General features: G+C 50.2%; 13 protein-coding genes and 1 pseudogene. 12 read left to right on the plus strand and 2 right to left on the minus strand.

Annotated elements, in window-relative coordinates:
- The first annotated feature begins 575 nt into the window (after window positions 1–575).
- The 3 genes from EV211_RS08985 to EV211_RS08995 all read left to right on the plus strand — a co-directional run bounded on the left by EV211_RS08985 (window position 576) and on the right by EV211_RS08995 (window position 3,198).
- Window positions 576–1,589, plus strand: coding sequence for a DMT family transporter (locus EV211_RS08985; protein WP_243108589.1), 1,014 nt, complete (start codon window positions 576–578; stop codon window positions 1,587–1,589).
- On the plus strand, window positions 1,573–2,382 hold the full coding sequence (locus tag EV211_RS08990; RefSeq protein WP_207668009.1) for a class I SAM-dependent methyltransferase: 810 nt from the start codon (window positions 1,573–1,575) through the stop codon (window positions 2,380–2,382). Before EV211_RS08985 ends, EV211_RS08990 begins: the two co-directional genes overlap by 17 nt.
- Before the next feature lie 75 nt (window positions 2,383–2,457).
- Window positions 2,458–3,198 carry a MerR family transcriptional regulator gene (locus tag EV211_RS08995; protein WP_133529101.1) on the plus strand — a complete coding sequence of 247 codons (741 nt, stop codon included), beginning with the start codon at window positions 2,458–2,460 and terminating at the stop codon, window positions 3,196–3,198.
- 66 nt (window positions 3,199–3,264) lie between these two features.
- On the opposite strand, the gene EV211_RS09000 is transcribed toward EV211_RS08995, so the two are convergent.
- Window positions 3,265–4,455: a coenzyme F420-0:L-glutamate ligase gene (locus tag EV211_RS09000; protein ID WP_133529102.1), complete on the minus strand. Its 1,191-nt coding sequence runs from the start codon at window positions 4,453–4,455 to the stop codon at window positions 3,265–3,267.
- A 180-nt stretch (window positions 4,456–4,635) separates the two neighbouring features.
- On the opposite strand from EV211_RS09000, the gene EV211_RS09005 reads away from it, so the two are divergent.
- The 4 genes from EV211_RS09005 (at window position 4,636) to EV211_RS09020 (ending at window position 9,704) form a co-directional block, all read left to right on the plus strand.
- On the plus strand, window positions 4,636–5,199 hold the full coding sequence (locus EV211_RS09005; protein ID WP_133529103.1) for a hypothetical protein: 564 nt from the start codon (window positions 4,636–4,638) through the stop codon (window positions 5,197–5,199).
- 44 nt (window positions 5,200–5,243) lie between these two features.
- Window positions 5,244–7,130 (plus strand): response regulator, encoded by a 1,887-nt coding sequence (locus EV211_RS09010; protein WP_133529104.1) that lies wholly within the window; start codon window positions 5,244–5,246, stop codon window positions 7,128–7,130.
- Between the two features lie 153 nt (window positions 7,131–7,283).
- The gene (locus EV211_RS09015) at window positions 7,284–8,225 is read left to right on the plus strand and encodes a tyrosine-protein phosphatase (RefSeq protein WP_133529105.1); all 942 of its coding nucleotides are present in this window, start codon (window positions 7,284–7,286) and stop codon (window positions 8,223–8,225) included.
- Window positions 8,226–8,933: 708 nt separating this feature from the next.
- On the plus strand, window positions 8,934–9,704 hold the full coding sequence (locus EV211_RS09020; RefSeq protein WP_133529106.1) for a dimethylarginine dimethylaminohydrolase family protein: 771 nt from the start codon (window positions 8,934–8,936) through the stop codon (window positions 9,702–9,704).
- Between the two features lie 175 nt (window positions 9,705–9,879).
- Here EV211_RS09020 and EV211_RS09025 read toward each other — a convergent pair whose 3' ends face one another.
- On the minus strand, window positions 9,880–11,385 hold the full coding sequence (locus EV211_RS09025; RefSeq protein ID WP_133529107.1) for a M26 family metallopeptidase: 1,506 nt from the start codon (window positions 11,383–11,385) through the stop codon (window positions 9,880–9,882).
- 1,236 nt (window positions 11,386–12,621) lie between these two features.
- Between EV211_RS09025 and EV211_RS09030 the strand changes: the two genes are divergently transcribed.
- The 5 genes and pseudogenes from EV211_RS09030 to EV211_RS09050 all read left to right on the plus strand — a co-directional run bounded on the left by EV211_RS09030 (window position 12,622) and on the right by EV211_RS09050 (window position 18,595).
- Window positions 12,622–15,996, plus strand: coding sequence for an efflux RND transporter permease subunit (locus tag EV211_RS09030; protein ID WP_133529108.1), 3,375 nt, complete (start codon window positions 12,622–12,624; stop codon window positions 15,994–15,996).
- A gap of 754 nt (window positions 15,997–16,750) precedes the next feature.
- Window positions 16,751–17,074: pseudogene (locus tag EV211_RS09035) on the plus strand (GNAT family N-acetyltransferase); the annotation flags it as partial.
- Between the two features lie 12 nt (window positions 17,075–17,086).
- Window positions 17,087–17,518, plus strand: coding sequence for a hypothetical protein (locus tag EV211_RS09040; RefSeq protein ID WP_133529110.1), 432 nt, complete (start codon window positions 17,087–17,089; stop codon window positions 17,516–17,518).
- Window positions 17,496–18,122 (plus strand): UDP-N-acetylglucosamine 2-epimerase, encoded by a 627-nt coding sequence (locus EV211_RS09045; RefSeq protein ID WP_207668010.1) that lies wholly within the window; start codon window positions 17,496–17,498, stop codon window positions 18,120–18,122. Before EV211_RS09040 ends, EV211_RS09045 begins: the two co-directional genes overlap by 23 nt.
- A gap of 5 nt (window positions 18,123–18,127) precedes the next feature.
- Window positions 18,128–18,595, plus strand: a complete 468-nt coding sequence (locus EV211_RS09050; RefSeq protein ID WP_133529111.1) for a VanZ family protein — start codon at window positions 18,128–18,130, stop codon at window positions 18,593–18,595.
- Window positions 18,596–18,918 lie beyond the last annotated feature (323 nt).

Below are 18,918 nucleotides of genomic sequence, written 5' to 3' on the forward strand. Positions count from 1 at the left end.
TTTCAATTTCAATTATACTTGAAAGTGGAGCATTTGGCTCTATATTTTTTTGATCTCTCCAATTCTCTCTTTTACACCATTATACGGACACAATCACTTATCAGCTGCTGTAGAGGGAAAAAAGTGCGATTAAGGCCCTATTACATACCACAAAATACCATTTAAGGATATCAAACCCAGTGATGCGCACCTCGACCTGTTCGATTAGGCCAATAAGTGCGTATTTGGTTTACAATAAAATTAAATCCGCACTATCATCCTTGATATTGCCCCGATACGTGCGCGGTGGCCTTCCACCAAATCCCGGCGGCATTTCCACCAAATCTCAGAGGCATTCCCACCAAATCCCGGCGGCCTTCCTCCAAATCCCTGAGACTATTTTTATGCAAGTTAGGGTAACGAAAAAATGCTTCAAGCATATTTTTGTGATCGGAAAATGAATATTATCACGAAAGAGGTGGGATAACAAATTCAATATATTGAGTTTGGTTGAATAAGAGAGTGTATGTATCGTACCATTGATGGAACGATACCATATGCGTCAAACCTATGATATAATGGAGACATAAAATTCTATGGCGCGGGTAGCGGCACCAGCGGCGGCCCCGGCGCGCAACCAACCGAAAGAGGTGACCATGCCACAGAGCAAGAGCAAGAACAAGAACAAGAGCGAAAACAAAATCATCATAGGCTGCCTTTGTGCTATAGGCTGCGAGACCATTTTCGGCCTCAGCTACATATTCACCAAGCAGGCCACCAATATCGCCAGCTCGCTGACATTACTCAGCTGGAGATTTGTGCTGGCGTTTCTTATTATGTCCATCTGCGTAGCAGCAGGCGCCATTAAGATAAACCTGAAGGGCAAGAACCTGAAGCCCATTATCATCGTCGCCATCTTCGACCCCATAATATATTTTGTGGGCGAGACCGTGGGCATCGGCAGCACGACTGCCTCCGAAAGCGGAGCCTTCCTGGCCTGCATCCCCGTGGCGTCACTGATCGCCTCCACCCTGGTCCTGAAGAAAAAGCCAAACAGGCCGCAGACCGTCGGCATCTGCATCACCCTGGCCGGAGTCCTCATGACAGTTTTTGCCGTGGGCCTGACAGCGTCATTTTCCGTCATCGGCTACATGATGCTCACCGTCGCCGTGATCGCCTACGCCCTCTACGGCGTCTACGTGGAAAAAGCCACAGCCTTCACGGGAGCCGAGATCACATACATAATGCTGGCCGCCGGAGCCGCGGCCTTCGCGTTTTGCGCAATCATAGAAGGATGCCTGAAGGGCCAGCTGGGAACCCTGGCGACCCTGCCGTTCCGGAACATGGATTTCCTGACAGCGGTCCTTTACCAGGCTGTCGGCTGCTCCATTCTGGCATTTTTCCTGTCAAATGTGGCCATCGCCAACATCGGCATGAACCGCACCGCGTCCTTCATCGGCATTTCCACCGTCGTGTCCATCGCCGCCGGAATCCTCTGGCTCCATGAGAATTTCACGGCCTGGCAGCTGGTCGGCGCCGCGGTCATCATCGCCGGCGTGTACATAGCCAATATCAAACAAAAGGAGGCTCGCGATGATCGAACAAAATGATATTTTTGAAGCGGCGGAGGCCCGGGGCATGGTTTTGTCTATGGTCGATGACGCCCTGACTCTGACAAAGGGTGACCTGGCGCTTTCCTGCGATCTGTCGCATATGATCCCGCGGGTAAAGGCGGGCAAATTGCCTCACGAGATGCTGGTCAAGGCCGCGAAAATAAAGGGCGCCGGCCGTGCCGCGGCAGGTGCAGTCGGCGCCGGAGCAGGTGGCACCCGAGACGGAGCCGCCTGCCCTCTGACGGCCATCGACGCTACGGCAGGCTTTGGGGAAGACTCTTTGCTATTGGCGGCTGCGGGTTTTTCCGTGAAACTCTATGAAAAGGATCCGATCATTGGGGCCCTGCTCAGGGATGGCCTCAGGCGGGCGGCCCAGGTGCCGGAGCTGGCGGAGATCGTAGGGCGCATGGAGTTTATGGAGGGCGACAGCGTGGAGGCCATGAGGGCACTGGCCGGGTCTGGGCCTGGGCCTGATACAGCGCCGAAAATGACAGGTTTGGCGGAAAGCAGCGCGGCGCCAACTACCGAACCGCCGGACCTGATTTACCTGGATCCAATGTTTCCCCAGAGGCAGAAAAGCGGCCTTATCAAGAAGAAATTTCAGCTGCTTCAGCAGCTTGAGCGGCCCTGCGACGACGAAGCGGAACTCCTGGCGGCAGCCATTGCCGCAGGCCCCCGGAAAATCGTAATCAAAAGACCTTTGAAAGGCCCCTGCCTGGCAGGCATCAAACCAGGTTACACTTTGTACGGCAAGGCTATACGCTACGACTGCATAGCCATACCAAGATGATAAATCAGGATTTTGAAAATAAGTATTGACTCTGACGTTACGTAATAGGTTAGTATTACATTCAGGAGGTAAGTCATGAAGAAAACAATCAGTGAAATAGCGAAGCTTTCAGGGGTGAGCGTGCGGACTCTTCATTATTATGATGAGATCGGACTCCTGGCCCCGAGCCTCGTAGTGCCGGAAACCGGTTACAGGTACTACGACGAGAATTCTCTGACCAGGTTGCAGCAGATCCTCTTCTACAGGGAACTGGATTTTCCCCTGAAGGAGATCGCAGAAATCATGGCGGCCTCTGACTACAATAAAGACGAGGCATTGAAGAGGCAGAAGGAGTTGTTGAAACTGAAACGCGACAGGCTCGACAAGCTCATTGGTCTTCTGGATGCTAACCTGAAAGGAGAAAACGAAATGAGTTTTAAAGAATTTGATAATACTGAAATCGAAGCTGCCAGGGCTAAGTACGCCGAGGAAGCGAAGGAACGCTGGGGCGGCACGGACGCCTATGCGCAAAACCAGAAGAAAACCGCCGGTTACGGCAAGGACGATTGGGAAAGGATAAGCGGTCAGATGGACGAATTGCTGAAAAAGTTCGCATCGCATGTAGGCGAAGACCCTGCAAGCTCCGCGGTCCAAGCTCTCGTGGCTGACTGGCAGGCCTTCATAACTGCAAACTATTATGATTGCACAAAAGAAATACTGGCTGGTCTCGGCCAGATGTATATCGCAGATAAGCGATTCGAGGCTAACATGGACAAGTTCGCACCCGGCACAGCCAAACTGGTAAGCGCCGGCATCGCAGTGTATTGCCAGGGGTAGCGCGCATAAAAGTGAGTGCGTATAATGAAAGGGTCATGCTCTGATTTGAGCATGACCCCTGTTTTTTTATTTCGTGTAATTGTCGAAGTACCCCTGGATGTAAACGAAAGGCGTGCCTTTGTCGCCGCTGCCGCTGGTCAGATCGCAGAGGGAACCGATCAGGTCCGTCAACTGCCTTGGCGTGGTGCCTTCAGACGACATATCGCCAACCAGGTCAGCCTCTTTGTTCTCGATGTACTGGCTGATGGCCTTCTTCAGCTCGTCACCCTTCAGATCTTTGAACTCGTTGTCTGCCAGATACTTGAGCTTGACTTCGTTAGGCTTGCCCTCGAGGCCGGCCGTATAACCCGGAGAAACCACAGGATCAGCCAACTCCCAGATCTTGCCTACGGGATCCTTGAAAGCTCCGTCACCGTAGACCATGACCTCGACCTGCTTGCCGGTAATGTCGTTGAGCTTTTTCTGAACGCTGTCGACGAATTCCTGACAATGGATCGGGAAGAGTTTGATGGTTTCCTCGGTGGATTTATTGGAACCCAGAAGACCGTATTTATCGTTGTAGCCGCTGCCGTCTACAGACGCGGTCATGATGTCATCCATGCCGCAGACCTTCGCAGCCCCGGCCTCCTTCAGGAGACGCTTGGTGCGGGCGCGGGTGTGAATGTCGCACGTCAGCACGTTGTCCGCATACTTCAAAACAGTCCGCGGATCATTAGAGAAGACCACGTCGCATTTTGTGCCTTCAGCCTCGATAAGCTCTTTGTAATAATTGACGTAGTCCACGCCGGTGAAAGTGTGCTTGGACTTGCCAAACTTTGCCTCGAATTCCGCCTGGCTCAAAACATCCTTGTAAGGGTCGATGCCCTGGGCGTCCAGTTTGTCCAGGTCGATCAGGTGGTTGCCGACTTCATCGGCAGGATAGCTGAGCATGAGAATGATTTTCTCGGCGCCTCTGGCTATGCCGCGAAGGCAGATAGCGAAGCGGTTCCTGCTGAGAATCGGAAAAATGACGCCTATGGTGCCGCCGCCGAGTTTGTTCCTGACGTCGGTCGCGATATTATCTATAGTGGCGTAATTCGCCTGGGATCTGGCCAGGATCGATTCCGTCACAGCGATGACGTCCTTGTCGCGGATCTTCATCTCGCCGGACTTCTCCGCATTGATTACAGTGTCAACTACGATTTTCTGCAGATCGTCGCCTTCCTTGACGATAGGGGCCCGCAGGCCTCTCGATACAGTGCCGACTACTCTTTCCATATTTTTACCTCTCTTTGTATATTATTTGAGTGTGTTATCAACTTCGTGATATCTACTATTATACCAGTGTTGCGGCTGAACGCAACGAAAACTCAAAACAACGGTTTGATTTTTCTGAATTTGTAGTATAATGATAGTAGGAGTTAGTAGTTGAAGTAAAGCATTTGAAGGGAGAAAGATATGGCTAAGAAAGTTGATAATGAAGCCCGCAGACAACAGGAAATGGACAATATTAATGAAGCCCTGCGCAGGATGCAGATGAAAGCAAATAATGAAGCCAGAAGGCGTATGATTTCGGCAAACATTCAGGCTCGTGATGAATTGAACAAGGAAAGAAAACGCGAGAGATTCATCGCGCCGACTATGCATGCTTACAAGCTGATATCCAGTGAAATGTATATCAACGGAACCGAGCCATATTACTTTATCAAATACGCGGTTTCGATTCCAATCGAGCGTTCCCGCGAGTGCACATCCAGTGCCATGACCACCGAGGTGGCCGAGGATCTCTACGAATACCTGGAGAAATTCCTGCCGGATGAAATGACCATGGAGCAATTGAAGGAGCCGGAAGCTCTGAAGAAATACAAGACAATCATGTCCGACCTGAGCGACAAGATTTTCCTGTCGCACGATATCGAGCACGGCTGGATCAAAGTGAACATCTTCACGAAGGCTGTTTACATGATTCCTGATGAGATCGGCGATGTGAGCTGGTTTGCTGAGCACGACCAGGCAAAATAATAATGTAGATATGTGTAAACGTATTGCGAGTTGTGGAGCTGACTGTGTACAGAATAGCTATTTGTGATGATACCCAGAAAGACCTTGAAAGTATAGGAGATTTGGCTGAGTCTTATATCGCAGACCGTGCCATCGACGCAGAGGTAATGAAATACAGCCATCCAAACGAGTTGATCGAAGAAAGTGAAAAAACAGTCTTCGATTGTTTCTTATTGGATGTTTACATGCCTATGATGAACGGCATAGAAGTGGGCAAGGAACTGCGCAAGCTGGGCAATAAGGGCGAGATCATCTACCTGACCACCAGCGATGAATTCGCAGTTGATGCTTTCACAGTACAGGCCAGCAACTACTTACTGAAGCCTGTAAACAAGCAGATCATGAACGACGCCTTGGATCGCGTATTCGATAAGTTCATAGGCAACGCGTCCGGAGGGCTCATGGTCAGAACTCTCGGCGGCGGTCTGAAAGAGATACCTTTGAAAGATATTACATTTATAGAAAGCGACGGCCACATGCAGAAATTATGCGGCAGTTTTGGTGAGATGATAGAATCCCGCAGGTCACTGGGCCGGCTCCTGGAAGAGCTGGAAAAACTGGCACCGGGTCAGTTTATAGTGCCTTACCGCGGGTACATCGTCAATCAGCAATATATAAATGATATCAACACCAAGTTCATGGTAGTCGGTGATGACGTCAGGATCCCCCTGGCCATCGGCCTGACTGTTTTCACTCTCTATTTAATAATAGTTCCGACGGTGCTGATGATGAATGTGGGCTACCTGAGTTTTTCCAAGGTCGCATTCATCGTAATGATAGTCGGCAACCTGGCCGTACTCATTTACACCACAGACACCCCAGGCAGAACTTTGTTCATTCAGTATACTCAGGCCGGCATGGTCACTATCCTGTCGGTCGTGATCAATATGTCCCGAACCATCATCGGCATGTCCTACGCGACTATGCTCGTCATACTCGCCGTGGCCAGCGGATTGCTGTACCTGGTGGCTTTGCGCCTGTGGGCCAAACCTTTGCGCTTCATCACAGACAACCTCCACGGCAACATCGCACTGCTGCTGGCAGTGCCGCTGCTGACTATTTTGCTGGTCAATATGGTGCCGAATTACCCGCCGGAAAACTTCCATCAGTACCCACTCTATTGCACGGTGCTGATGATCACTATGGAAGTGCTGTTCCTAATATTCATACTGGTGTTCTACCGGAACCTGAAGGAACTGGCCATTTACAAGGAACAGGAGATGAAGGCCGGGCTGCTCCAGAACGAGGTGGATTCCTACAAGGATTCTATGTGGCAGGCCAGGCAGTCGCGCCACGACCTGCGTCATCATGATCTGCTTTTGTTGGACAAGCTGGATGAGGGCGATGTGGAAGGCGCCAAAGCTTATCTTCGCAATCACGAGGAGGTTTTGCGGAATTCCACGCCGCGGCGGTACTGCGCTAATACGACGGCTAACGCCATGCTGCGGGTTTTCGGGCAGAAGGCCCAGGAACAAAACATAGCTTATTCGGTTTCGGCTGACATTCCGGAGGATCTGGCCGGTGTCACGGATATGGAAATGGCCGGGATTCTGGGCAATCTGCTGGAGAATGCTTTGCGGGCCTGCTCTGCGGCAAGCACTTCGGCGGATGACAGCGGTGCGGCAAGCGTTTCAGCGGATGACGGCTCTGGGACCAGCGCTTCGCCATTTATTAATCTGAAGGCCATTCAGGATGGCGGCGAGCTGCTGATAGAGGTGCGCAATTCCATGTCGGGCGCTGTTGAATTCTATAAGGGCATGCCTGTTTCCCAGCGTCAGGGCGGCGGCATCGGCACCCGTAGCGTAGCCGACACTGTGGAAAAGCACGGCGGCATGGTTATGTATTCCGCCGGCGACGGGCAATTTCTGGCGAGGGCAATTCTTCCTTTATAATCGAGCCACAAACCTGAACCGTAGGCGCCGCGCCCCCCCTAAAACCTACATTTCACGCAATATAAAGTACGTTTGGTGCGAAATTGCCCCTGAAAATCAAAAAGTATGTTATTATCCCCTTAAATCAAATGTCGGTTTAGGGGGTGTTTATTTATGACGAAGGAGCGGGATATTAATCTGAAAAGAGTGAGAAACGCCAGGGAGCTGGGCGGCTATCTGACGGAGGATGGCCGCAGTCAGGTCAGGTGGAAACGCCTCCTGCGCACCGGCCAGCTGACCTACGCCATGAGGGGCGCCGGCGAGGAACCGGCGGGCCCGACAGAGGACTACCGGGTTCTGTCGGAGGATTACGACCTGGCGGTCATTGTGGATCTCAGAAGTTGCAACGAGATCTCGGCCCAGATCGGGTTCATCCATGACGGCCGCCAAATCACCTACGCCAGCGCCGCGGACCCGGAATTCCCCGGCTGCAGCTTGCGGAACTGCCCGGCAGTGGATCCTTTGTGGGCGCACCAAAACTGGCAACCGCTGGATCCGCGAAGCCCCAGCCCACGGGAAAAACTGGATTTCACGCGGGAGTTTTACAGGGAGCTTGCCCGGAGCAGTCAGGCACAAAAATCATTCTATTGTTTTTTCCGGGCTCTTTTGTCGGCGCCTGACGAGAGGGCTGTCCTGTGGCATTGCGTAAACGGCCGGGATCGGACGGGCATCGGGGCAGTGCTTTTGCTGGCGGCCCTGGATGTGGCTATGGCGGATATTCGCAGCGATTATCTGCGGGCAAATGATTTTCCCGGCGGCGCCGACGCCAATGATTTTCTGTATAAGGAGGATGCCGGCCTGAAGCCCGTGGAGTTCGTTTATCTCGACGCGTATATAGAGACCGTGGCGGAAATGCTGCGGCAGGATAAGGCGGCGAGGGGTGTGGCCGGCAGGTTCAGCGCCGATGGGGGCAAAGCCCCTAGGGATATGGCCGAGACCTGGAACCGGAACGCCAAGCGGAACCTTCAGGAGTATCTGCTAAGGTTCATCGGAATAACTGATGAGGAAATAGAGGAATTGAGGAGAAAGTATCTGGAGCCTGCCGGCCGCCGCTGATCAGCCGATGGGCTCGCTGGCCGGATGCTCTGGCTCGCGACGGGTTGATTTGTCGCAGCCGCTCCTACCTGCTGGTCCGCGGCGGGTTGATTTGTTGCGCCGGTCCTACCTGCTGGTCCGCGGCGGGTTGATTTGTCGCGCCGGTCCGTCGGACTGCCGGCCGTGCCAGACATGTTTTCCAACAAAACGCCGTTTCAGGCGCTTCAGAAAATAACTCGCGCACGGTTGGGAGAAAATTCGGGGCAAATAGTGCGGATTTAGTCTCGGCGATGAGGAATGAGATTTCTGCAATTCGGATTTATTTACATGGTTACCAGTTATTGCTATAAAAAGGCCGGCTGATTCCAAATTATCTTTGCCTGAAGTACTGATTTCGAGAGAAGTTCTGCCTGAGGTGGCGAAAAATAGCATTTTGGGTGAAAACAACTATTTGTGTCGCACGATGCAGGCTGAGGTCACCATTCGGTAGGTTGAGGCAACGGCTGTCACCGGCTGCCGTCGCCTGCTGGTAGATAAATCGTTAATTATGCAGGTAAAACATGTTGACAAATGGGATATACGATATATAATATATTTTATACACGAGGTCGGCTTGCGAAGGCCGGCTGCCGACTAACGCGAGGCCAACCCGCGCCGGCCGCCCAAGAGTTGATGCGGCGCAGGCCGGCCGGCACAAGTCAATTCTAGCGCATCATCAGGAGGTAGAAAATGTTTACTAAAGCAATTACGAGAAAACCATGCAAGGCTTTGATCGACGGGATCACAACATATCTGGCAGACGGAAAGCCAGTCTACGAGAACGCCATCAAACAGCATGACAAATATGTAGCAACTTTGAAGGAGCTGGGACTCCAAGTCACAGAGCTAGACGCCGACGAGAGATTCCCCGATTCATGTTTTGTTGAAGACCCTGCAGTCGTAATGGAGCGCTGTGCCGTCATCACCAACCCCGCCAGAGACTCCAGAAACGGCGAGAAATTTGAGATAGTAGACGCTATCCAGAAGTTCTACAGCGACGACCAGGTTTTCCACATCGAAGCTCCGGGCACCATGGAGGGCGGCGACGTCATGCGCGTCGGCGACCATTTCTACGTGGGCCAGTCGGACAGAACCAACGCCGAGGGCGCCAGGCAGTTCAACGACATCGTCACCAAGTTCGGCTACACATCGTCCACTGTACCGGTTGTCGAAGGCCTGCACCTGAAGGACTTCGCCATTTATCTGGAGAACAACAACATGCTGGTTTCCGAGATCATGGACAAAGAGCCGGCTTTCAAGGATTTCAACAGGTTCGTGGTTCCCGCTGAGGAGATCTACGCCATCAACAGCCTCTACATCAACGGCACCGTCATCGTGCCGAAGGGTTACCCTAAGACCCAGAAGGCCATTGAGGACATGGGCTACCCGATCAAGCTGGTGGATTCCGGCGAGTTCAAAAAAATCGACGGCAGTCTTACTTGCCTGTCTTTGCGTTTTTAAGGCACAAAACAAATCCTGCCAGGCGCCGCGGCCGGCGTAATTCCGTGCCCACTGCATAGCGGCCGGAGTATTTCAGCGCCCACTGCGCCGCGGCCGGCAGAATTTAATAGCAATACAAAACCGGGCTTTCGAGGCCCGGTTTTCTCATATCGCATTACTTTTTGTTCATGGCGTATTATTCTTGGTTGTTCTTCAGAATCATCCTCTTGTACTTGGAGGAATATTTCCAGTACTTGGAGCTGAGCTTAGGGCAAGTGGATTTTTTAATGGATGAAACCTTTTTAGCAAGAGCCTTCCAGTCTTTCCAAGTCACGTCACTTGCGCCGTAAGCCTTGCCTGTAGTGTAATAGTTATTATAAATTGTATGCTTGACATAATTGTTGGTATTGTAGCCGAAAATCGTGCCTTTAGCTGGTTTGGCGGTCCCGGAAACTTTGCCAGTAGCGTAGTTGCAGGTTGCTTTGCCGTATGCGTAGCCGGAGATTCCGCCAACGTAACCGTGTCCGTTCAGAACGACTTTGCCTACATTGTAGCAGTTGCTCATATCATTCAGGTCGCCGGAGATGCCGCCAACATGGATTTCATTGCCCGTGTGAGTTGCGGTGATGTTGCCTTTGTTATAGCTCTGGCTTATGGTTCCGCCTGCGCCGCAGATGCCGGACGCATAGGAGCCTTCGACATTGGCGCCTTTTGTTGAATAGGTGACAGCCCCTTTGTTGTAGCACTTGCTGACAGTTCTGGCAAAACCGGAGATCAGGCCTGACGCCGCGGCGCTATTGTAAATTGCGTCAGTAGCCTTCAAAGAAATCTTGCCGGTGTTTCCGCAGGAAACTACTTTGTCAGTTGCGCTCGTTGTTGAGCCGCCGATGCCTGCTGCGAACAGGCCTTCTGTCAGATAGCTGCCGCTCTTGCCACCTGCTGTTGCAGAAATGGCGCCGGCGTTTTTACAGTTTGTGAACGAGCCAGATTTGCCAATGCCGTAAGCAGCAATTGTATCAGTGGAGAAGCCCAGGTTTGATCCGGTGACAGTCAGCTTGCCGGTGTTGGTGCATTTGGAATAGGAACTTCCACCGGTGTTTATACCGGCTACTTCAACGCCTGAGGATGTCGTCCCACTCACAGAGACGGTAATATTTGCGGAGTTTTTGCAGCTGATATATTTTGAATCGTATACTAAGCCAGCAATTCCACCGATGTTTGCGCTGGACTCAGTACCGCTGATGGTGACATTTATATTGCCTGTGACGGTGATGCCGCTGAATGTGCAGCCATTGCCATAGCTTAGGATTGTGCCGTAATACTGATAGTCATCAGAAATTTTGACATTGATTCCCGTGATTTTCAGGTTCTTAAATTTGGCGCCCTTGGCATATCCGAAGATTCCAGTGTGGCTGGTCTTCGGTGAAGAAACCGCGTAGCCTGTTATGGCGTGGCCGTTTCCGTCAAAGGTCCCCGTGAACTGCTTGGCAGTTGTCGTGCAAATGTTGACGTCGCCGCCTAAGTCTATGTCATTTGCCAGGTAGTAACTTCCGCTTGGGTTGGCTTCGATTTTAACAAAATCCGCAGCGCTAGTAATGGCTGTCCCGCTTGGTGTGTCGGCGGCAAAAGTCGGCATGGCGGAAAATGACATGGCCATCATTACCGTAAATGCGGTGATCAAAACTAATGCTTTCTTTTTCATGCTCTGTCTCATGCTCTTTCTCATACTCTTTTGCATGGCTTCTGTTTCCGGGCCTCTCGGTTTTCCATACTCCCGTCCCCGCTTCCGGCCATGCCCTCCTTTCTAATTCTCATGCTCACATTACCTTTTAGTTATCTTTTTGCGTGTGCTTTCATTATATCACTATAAAGTTTGTTTGCAATGGCAATTATCAGATAATACTGAAAATATTTGCCGGTCCGGCCCCGCCAGACATTCCGCCGTCAGAATGCCTGTTGGCATAGGTAGGGTATTGTTCCATCAATGGTACCTTTATGCATAGGATTATACATGGCTGATAAATGGTTGATGACTTGCGTGTAAATAAGTAAACGCAATGGATACAGGCTATGGCGGATCCGGAACGATCTTCTGATACAGCCAAGTTAGAACAACGGAAATGTGTTTGGAGAACATTCTGGTGTTTGGAAAATGAATATTAAGAACCCGGGCGTCGCGGGCCTGAGCCCTTTGGGTAGGCTCGCCCGCGGATCCGGGATGGAAGTCCTCCGCTATTGGGTTGAAAACCCTCCACTATCTAGTTGCGAGTCCTCCGCGCACGTATTTGCTCAATATCCAAAACGATAGTGCGATTTTTTAATTATTGTAAACCAAAAACGCACTTATTGGCTGAATCCAATAGACCGGGGTGCGCGTCAATGGGAACCAAAGACATAAATGGAAATATATGGTGCTAAATCGGTCTTGAAACGCACTTCCTAGTCTCGGAAATAGCCTATAAGTGCGCGTATAATTGTTGGAATTCCAATATGCGCACCTCCATGACCTGAGAATGGCTGATAAGTGCGGAAATGAAATTTGGAATCCCATAAATGCACTTTGATCCCTTGATATGAGGCGATACGTGCGCAGGCGCACTCATACGACCAAATCGCTAAGAAAAGGTGCGGGCAACATGGTTCACCGGGCTACTGGAAAATTACCTGGGAAATTACTTGGTATACTGGCATTTGGAATAGTGGCCGGGATTATGCATAAACTTATGCATAAAGGTACCATTGATGGAACAATAGGCAAGTGGCTCTTGGAGGTATTTCGGGCAAAATGATTGTTCTGAGAACTTTACTATGGTAAAATAATACATTGAGAAAAATTTGGGAGCTGGCACGCAGATTGCGCCGAGCCAAGCAGAGCGCCGGAGCGCCCCGCAGCCGCGCCGCGTGGCGGCAGGCGCTGAGCCGAGATTAGGATGGGAAAATGATACCAAAATTCAGTGTGAAAAAACCGATGACTGTTTTCGTCATCGCAGTACTTATAATCGTAACGGGAATCGTGGCATTCACCAAGATGACGCCGGATCTTTTGCCGAATATGGATATGCCATATGTAATGGTAATGACGCCTTACGCCGGAGCCACTCCGGAGAAAGTCGAGCGGACCGTTACCAAACCGCTGGAGCAGAATCTTTCCACTTTGGAAAATCTGAAGACTATCACATCCGTCAGCAACGCCAACTATTCTATGATCATAATGGAATTTGAGAACGACGTGAATATGGACACGGTTTCCTCCGATGTCCTTCAGCAGATCAACATTGCAGGAGCCGACTGGGACGACAGCGTGGGAACATCCACCATCATGAAAATGAATCCGAGCATGATTCCGGTCAGCGTCGCCGCCGTTTCCTACCAGGGCAAAAACCGCCAGGAACTTTCCAACTTCATGAAAGACACTTTGCAGAACAAACTGGACGGCATCGACGGCGTAGCCAAAGTCGACGCTTCCGGCACCTTGGACGAGAAAGTCAACGTAGTACTCAGCCAAGAGAAGATCAATAATATCAACAATAAGATATTGGCCAGCGTCAACTCCCAGCTGGCATCGGCCCAGACCCAACTTGACAGCCAAACCAGCAAACTGACCGCCAGCCAAGCCAAGATCGACAAGGCCGCCAAGCAGCTGGAGTCCACCAAACAATACATGCCGGCCGAGACATACAACGAACAAAAATCCAAGCTGGACGCGGCCAGCCGCAAGCTAGCCAAGGCCAGGAGCCAGCTTTCTTCGGCTCAGGCCAGCCTCGATTCCAAGGCGGCATCCGCCCGCAAACAGGCCAACATCAAGAACAAAATAACCACTGACATGATTTCCGGTGTCCTGAAGGGGCAGAATTTTTCCATGCCTGCAGGATATGTTGAAGAAGGCGGCGGCAAGTATCTGGTCAGCGTTGGCGATTCCATTACCAGCGAGAGCCAGGCCAAGAACCTTTACCTATTCGACAGTGGAGTCGAAGGCGTAGGCAAGATATACCTGAAAGACGTGGCAGATGTTTTTGTATCCGACAACTCAAACAACCTTTACGCCAAAATCAACGGCAAAGACGGCGTGATTTTGTCATTTAATAAACAGTCGAACTACGCAACGGCAGACGCCTGCACCAACATCAAGGCCGAGTTCAAATCCCTTTCCAAGGAATACAAGGGCCTGAAATTCACGTCCCTCATGAACCAGGGCGACTACATAAATATGGTCATAGACGCCATACTCTCCAGCCTTTTGTGGGGAGCGCTGTTCAGCATACTCATATTACTTTTGTTCCTGAGAGGCATCAGGCCGACCATCATCACCATCTGCAGCATACCAATCAGCTTGATTTTTGCGCTGGCCCTCATGTACTTCTCGGGCATTTCCATCAACTTGATTTCCATGTCGGGACTGGCAGTTTCCGTGGGCATGCTCGTGGACAACTCTGTGGTGGTAATCGAAAACACCGTGCGATTGCGGCGGCAGGGGATCTCTGCCACGCGGGCAGCCGTGGCCGGCGCCAAGCAGGTTTCCGGCGCCATTATAGCCTCGACACTGACGACCATATGCGTTTTTGTGCCTATAATATTTACCGCCGGCCTGACACGCGAACTCTTCACGGACATGGCCCTGACCGTGGCCTATTCACTTGTGGCCAGCCTGATCATAGCCCTGACACTGGTTCCCGCAATGTCATCGAAAATGCTGGGCGGCGCCACGAAGCCCGAGACCAGATTCTTCCTCAGCATGCTGGAAAAATACAGGCGAAGCCTCGCTTTTGTGCTGAAACACAAGGCCCCTATATTGATTCTGGCCGTGGCGCTGCTGGTAGTCAGCGTGGCCGGCACAGTCAGCCGCGGATTTATATTCATGCCGGACATGAACTCGCCGCAGCTTTCCGCCACCCTGGAAATGCCTAAGGGCAGCTCGGTGGATGATGTCTTCGCGGCGGCCGATAAAGCTATGACAAAGATGGAAAAGGTCGACGGCGTGGCCACAGTTGGCGCCATAATGCCGACGGATGACATGTCTATGGGCGGCAGCACCGGCAGCGGCGTGACGATTTCCTACTATATTATGATGAAGGACGGTTCCAACCGCCTGAGCAGCGCCGTGGCCAAGGATATCAACGATGCCTGCGCGGGCGGCGCGGGTACGGTCACGGCCAGCGGTTCGTCTATGAGCGATTTCACGGATGCACTCGGCGGCAGCGGCGTCACTGTCAACGTCTACGGCGAGGACATGGACGACTTGCAAACAGCTGCTCAGGGCGTCGCGGCGAAAATGTCTGCTACTAAGGGTATCGATGTGGTGGACGATGGCATGGAGGACGCGGACAAAGAATATCATTTCGTTGTGGACAAGTCGAAGGCTATGGCCAAGGGGCTGACGGTGGCTCAGGTCTACGCTGCCATCGTGGACAAAATGACTTATGAAAACACCGCGACGACTGTGACCTGGTCCGGCGATGACTACGACGTGGTGGTTTCGTCTGATCAGAAGCAGGCTCTGACGCCTGCCCAGATGCGGAATCTGACTATCAGCGTCAAGAACAGTTCCGGCAGCAAGGTCAGTGTCAAGGTCAACGATATCGCAACGCTGGAGAAGAAGGCAGCCCTCAAGTCCATCGGCCACGAGGATCAAAGCCGCTACATCCAGGTGACTGGAACGCTTAAGGAGGGTTACAATATCACCAAGACCACGGCCGCCGTTGAGAAACAGGTTGCCAAGTACGACCTGCCGAAGGGCGTGACTGTGGAGTACACCGGCGAGGACAAGACTATCCGCGATTCTATGACTGATTTGGTGGAGATGCTGCTTCTGGGCATTCTCTTCGTTTACCTGATAATGGTGGCCCAGTTCCAGTCTCTGAAGTCGCCGTTTATAATTATGTTCACCATACCGCTGGCCTTCACCGGCGGTCTGCTGGCGCTTTTGATCACGGGCAAAGAGATCAGTGTCATTGCCATGTTGGGCTTCGTCATGCTCTGCGGCATCATAGTCAACAATGGCATAGTGCTGGTTGACTTTATCAATCAGCTTCGCGCAAAGGGCATTGCCAAGCGGGATGCTATTATCGAAGCTGGTGCTACGCGTATGCGGCCGATTCTCATGACGTCCCTGACTACGATCCTGGGATTGCTGGTCATGGCTTTCGGAAAAACCGCCGGCACGGACATGATGCAGCCCATCGCCCTGGTCTGCATCGGAGGCCTGCTCTATGCTACGGCCCTGACACTGTACATCGTGCCGGTCATCTACGATATAATGAACGGCGAGAAATATAAACACGTTACTGAAGCGGACGTTGATATCAGCGGGATATAAATTGATAGATTAGCGGAGGCCCATGGCCTGATTCGCTGTCCGACATGACTGTGGTCATGTCGCAATATCCTTGTTGCTTTACACCTAGATGCTGGAACTGATCTGAGGTTCTGGAATTAGTGAGATTCTGGGAATCGTGTCCAAGGCATCAGAACAGCAGATATTTCGTGACCGAAAGCCAATATGAGGAAGCGGGACACGAATCAGAAACTCATAGCGATACTATTTCGTGTCCGAGGCATCAGAACAGCAGATATTTAGTGACCAAAAGCCAATATGAGGAAGTGGGACACGAATCAGAAACTCATAGCGATACTATTTCGTGTCCGAGGCATCAGAACAGCAGATATTTCGTGACCAAAAGCCAATATGGGGAAGCAGGACACGAATCCGAAACAGGGCAGGATTCTTCAATGCAAAAATTGCCCCAATAATTGGGACAATGTGGCGGACCTGGCATTAGACTTTTCGGGCATTGTGGCTATATCTGCCATTGCCTCAGGACTGGGCTGCTTATCGGCCAATTGCCCGACAGTCCATCTGGCATAGGCTTTGCGACCAGATGTGCTTGGTGTTGAGATGTGTTTGGCGTTGAGATGTGTTTGGCGACCAGATGTGTTTGGCGTTGAGATGTGTTTGACACAAGTAAGGCCTTACTTGCGCCAAACTTTACAATCGCAAGTCCAGGGGCCCGCTGCCGTGACGCTTTGATACTCAGCGTTTAGGTAGTGAATATTACAGAGAAAAAGCCCTTGAAATGAAGACATATATTAAGTGTGATAAGGCGCAAGTGTTCGTAGCAATTGCCGATGAGAGATTAGTTGGATTATTATGGACACATAGAATAATGAGAGTAACTGAAGAGAGATTACACGTCGCACAGTTTGTCGTAGATAAGGAAAGCCGTGGAAAAGGCATTGGGACACTTCTATTAAATGAGTGCATCGGGTATTCCAGAGATAATGGAATACAGACAATAGACCTGTTCGTTTCGACATCTAATAATGCCGCAAAAGCATACTATGATAATGCAGGATTTGTTACTGAAAGATTGTTAATGGTCAATAAAGTTGAGTGAAAGAAAAGAACAATGGGATTAGAAATTATAAAAGCAGATGATTCGATAAAATGGAATAAAATCGTGCATTCATTTAAGACATACGGAGTTCATTACCTGTGTGAATATGTGAGAGCGTTTGAACATGCAGGTGAGGGAGAACCACTATTGTTCTATTTTGAAGGCTCAGATACGAGAGCAATAAATGTTGTAATGAAGAGGGATATTGCCAATGATGAGCATTTTTCAGGGAAGATTGAGTGTAATAAATATTTTGATTACAGTACTCCATACGGACATGGTGGTCCTATTGTAGAAGGACCGGGGTACGAGGATTATAATTCGGCATTTGTTAACTATTGCAATGATAATAATATAGTTTGCGAATTTGTCAGATTTGGACTTTTCAATACATACAAGAACCTATGTTGTGGGATCACCAATGGCAGAAGTGTTGGATTCTAATCTTGAAACTATTAAAAAATCTGAGATATTGAGTGAGTTAGGACTAGAAAAGGGGAATTACATTTTATTGTCTGCACACAGAGAAGAAAACATTGATACAGAGGGCAATTTCTTTAACCTAATGAACGCGATAAATGCGTTAGCTGAAAAATACGATATGCCTATTTTGTATTCGTGCCACCCGAGAAGTGCAAAATTCATAGAACAAAGACATTTCGTGTTTGATAGTAGGGTTAGACAGAATAAGCCATTAGGTTTTCATGACTACAATAATTTGCAAATGAACGCCTTTGCAGTTGTATCAGACAGTGGTACTTTACCTGAGGAATCTAGTTACTTTGCGTCAATAGGGAATCCATTTCCGGCTATATGTATCAGGACTTCAACGGAGAGACCGGAAGCAATGGACAAGGGAAACTTCATCATTGCCGGTATAAAAGAAGAGCAAGTGCTACAGGCTGTAGATGTTGCAGTTGAAATGAATAAAAATGGTGACAGTGGATCTGCTGTACCTGATTACACTGATGAGAATGTATCCAATAAGGTGATTAAAATAATACAAAGCTATACTGGAATAGTTAATAGAGTAGTATGGGGTGAATAATACCAATGAAAAAGTACCTTCTTATAATTCCAGTGATAATTTTCATGGTGGGCATCACCTATTTCTCATCTCAGGATGTGGTGCAGTCCACCGATTTTTCTACGTCAGTAAGCATCAGAATTTACTCGATGATAGATCCGGGATTCAAGGATCTGCCGGAGGCGGAACAGATGACTAAAGCCTACGCCGTGGACGAAAACATGCGCCACGTCGGACACTGCACAGAGTACTTTTTGTTAAGGATGGTCGTGTACATCGCACTGCGGAAAAAGCGCCGGTCCTTCCTGTGGACCTTCGCCATCTGCGCGTGTTTTGCCGCGGGGGATGAGATTCACCAGTACTTCGTGCCCGGGCGGGCCTGCCAGCTGTCGGACTGGGTAATCGATATGATCGGAGTGATGGTGCTGCTGGGGATAGCGTGGGCCGTGAGGAGACGGAGAGAGAAACTTGATGAACTATTTGATGTGAAGTAAGGAGTTGATGTATCAATTTATGTATTGACACCAATGACACCAAAAAATGACACCAATAATACCAAAAGTGACACCAATGCGGTGAAAGAATCCGGCACCGTTGTCGGACGATATTTTTCATCGAAGCATATCCGGGATGGTTGAAAATATACGAAATCAGTCGGAAACTATCCGCAATTGACAGTGGATTTTGGGTGAGAATTGATATAGTATGTTTATAGGCTTTATGATAGTGTAAAATAGTTGTTGGTAATATAGATAATAGAATAGAGATCAGTTTCTGTGTTAAAATAGAATTCTAAACAAACAAACAACAGAAAGGA

Origin of the sequence: Aminicella lysinilytica, assembly GCF_004362975.1 — a bacterium.
Taxonomy (GTDB): Bacteria; Bacillota; Clostridia; order Peptostreptococcales; family Anaerovoracaceae; genus Aminicella; species Aminicella lysinilytica.